The sequence below is a fragment of the Aliterella sp. E5.1 genome, from assembly GCF_057473825.1.
This window is the reverse complement of record NZ_JBYCCV010000259.1, coordinates 1-2,229: the sequence shown is the minus strand read 5'-3', so window position 1 is coordinate 2,229 and position 2,229 is coordinate 1. Positions and strand designations below refer to the sequence as shown.

The following is a 2,229-nucleotide window of genomic DNA, read 5'->3' as shown; positions in this document are numbered from 1 at the left end:
AAGTTTGTCACTGTGTAGTTGATGGGACTGCTCAACAGATATTGGCAGTAGTCAAGTTTGGTGAATCTCATCCCTCTGTTTTAAAATTTTCCTGTTTGCATGAACCTATCCCCTTGCGTAAGTCCTGAAGAACATAAAAGGTAGTGCGAAGATTTGCAAAGGGTAACTTACGGAGTAGTAAAGGTGCAAGCCAACAAAAGCTGCAACCCACAGAACTGCATTCACCCTGAAGTCAATAGCTCTTGGCGAATTTGGCAACAGAAGTGGGTAACTACTAATCAAATACATAAGCCCAATGCCATAGTATTGATAGTCAAAGAATAATGTAGCTATGCCAATAATAGCAACCCATAACAAGGGTGTCATCTGACGTGTTTTAACTAACTGCACTACTACAAGACCTAACCAGAGTTGAAATCCGATATTTAGAGGTAGTAGACTAGCTTTAAATAAAGAATATATAGGCTGAGAGGCGATCGCAAAAATCAATAGCCGTCTTTTGTAGTGAGATAAGTTTCGAGTATGCTTCGCTCCTTGAACTAATAGCCAAGCAAACAAGGGAAATGAAAATCGCCCGACAATCCGCATCCACTCTACTTCATAAACTAACCCCACATGGTCAACTATCATCAAAAGTGCTGCCGCCACCTTGACGTGAAATGTTGTTAAAGCAGAAAAGTGTCTGAGGGTAAGTTGGGACATTAGCGCTCTACAGTTGGTGTTTTTTGGCGTTGTGGGCTTACCCCACCAGATTGCTCGGCTTGGGTCTTGCGGATAGCAGCTTGGCTAACTGTCTTGATAAACTGCTCTGATTTATGCCCAAATTGTTGAGCTTTAGGGTCATTGCGGATGATATTAACGATCTCCTCTGGACTTTGCCCATCACGAGCAGCATTCTGAGCTACGGCTAGAGTTTTATTGACCGGAGAATCGGCTTCTACTCCTTGCGAATATTGATTGTAGAGTTTTTGATAGTCTGCTCCTTTCGATAAATCAATATCAACTTGGATAGGTTGAGACTGGCTTGGACTACCACGACTAGGGAAATTAGGTAATCCAATCCGGCTCAACATTTCCAAAGAGCGGTTAGTAGCATCACTGATTAGTTCAGAATGTTCGCGGTCGCCTTGCATAAATAAGCATCCTCAAGCTGTTTGATTAGCGAATTTTGAGGTTTGCGCTGGAGGTTCGCCTCGTGCTGCTTTAACCTCAGATGGATCTGGTAGCATCATATCGGCATACGCCATGCGGTCAAGTAGTTCCATCCGTAAAACTGCATCATCCATTTTTAACCCCGTACACTCGGCGTTATGGATCATCCGTGGACGGATTTTTTGCTCAAACTTTTCTAGACAGCGCTTCTCTAACTCAAATATCTCTGGGGCAATTTTGACTTTAGGAATATGCCAAGGCAGCGAAGTACGACCTTTAGACTTCACGCCACTATTAATCATAATTAATTCGCCTTGCTCCAATTGCCCAAATCGATAAGCCGGAAACAGAGGTACGCGCTGAATGTTCTCTGAACGCGAATTATTACCAGAACCATAGGAGCGCGACTGGATAGTAGCTTCTTTATCCCCAAAAGCTGTACTCAAAGATTGTTGATGTTCCGAATCTATTGTCTTGAAGATTAATTTAGTTACGGTTCCTGTCTCAATGTTAGCTGCCTTTTCCAAGCCGTAACGATCTCGTAATTGAGAGCGACCTTGATAGCCCAGCACCGCGACTAATCCGTAGGAACGGCGTAAGTTGAGGTCAATATCGAGGTCAGGGAAATAAGCACTGGTGCATTCATCAATAAACGTACACAGGGGAGTTTTCCGTTTGAATTGGTTGTTTAAGTTAGCCAGCAAAAACATCCGAAACATTAAAGCGCACAGGGGCGCGGTCACGGCGGAACGTTCCTCATCTACTTGGAAAAAGACAATGTGTTTGCCATCCATCTGCTGCGGCATGGTCGGAGTCCCAACAATTGCTGGGAGTAAGTCGCGGGAAATAAAGGCGCGAAAAGCGTTGACTGCGCCACCGACAATCCCAGCAACGGTACGCTCCGCTTCAGCAACAGAAATTGTAGTAGTAGCGGCAACTTCTGCCCATAAGTCTAAGCTATGAGTATTTTGGGTAGTGCGTCAAATAAACGTGGGATTGGTAGAGTAGAGGGGATCTCTCATCTGCAACTCGTCCATGCAATGCCCTTTGTGTGATCATTCTAAAGCCCATAAACAC

The 2,229-nt window shown here is 44.3% G+C and carries 3 protein-coding genes; all 3 read right to left on the bottom strand.

Annotated elements, in window-relative coordinates:
* Nucleotides 1-105 precede the first annotated feature (105 nt).
* From AC2VE5_RS26010 to AC2VE5_RS26000, 3 genes are read right to left on the bottom strand one after another with little or no spacing between them, the layout of a single operon-like run.
* Entirely contained in the window at nt 106-702 is a 597-nt protein-coding gene (locus AC2VE5_RS26010; protein WP_486890455.1) for a TraX family protein, read from the bottom strand.
* On the bottom strand, nt 702-1,133 hold the full coding sequence (locus AC2VE5_RS26005; protein WP_486890454.1) for a hypothetical protein: 432 nt from the start codon (nt 1,131-1,133) through the stop codon (nt 702-704). The genes AC2VE5_RS26010 and AC2VE5_RS26005 overlap by 1 nt, the downstream gene beginning before the upstream one ends.
* A gap of 12 nt (nt 1,134-1,145) precedes the next feature.
* On the bottom strand, nt 1,146-2,036 hold the full coding sequence (locus tag AC2VE5_RS26000) for a type IV secretory system conjugative DNA transfer family protein (protein ID WP_486890456.1): 891 nt from the start codon (nt 2,034-2,036) through the stop codon (nt 1,146-1,148).
* Nucleotides 2,037-2,229 lie beyond the last annotated feature (193 nt).

What these genes read in the sequence shown, in the direction of transcription:
- AC2VE5_RS26010 (WP_486890455.1), bottom strand. Translation starts at nt 702, where the DNA reads ATGTCCCAACTTACCCTCAGACACTTTTCTGCTTTAACAACATTTCAC.
- AC2VE5_RS26005 (WP_486890454.1), bottom strand. Translation starts at nt 1,133, where the DNA reads ATGCAAGGCGACCGCGAACATTCTGAACTAATCAGTGATGCTACTAAC.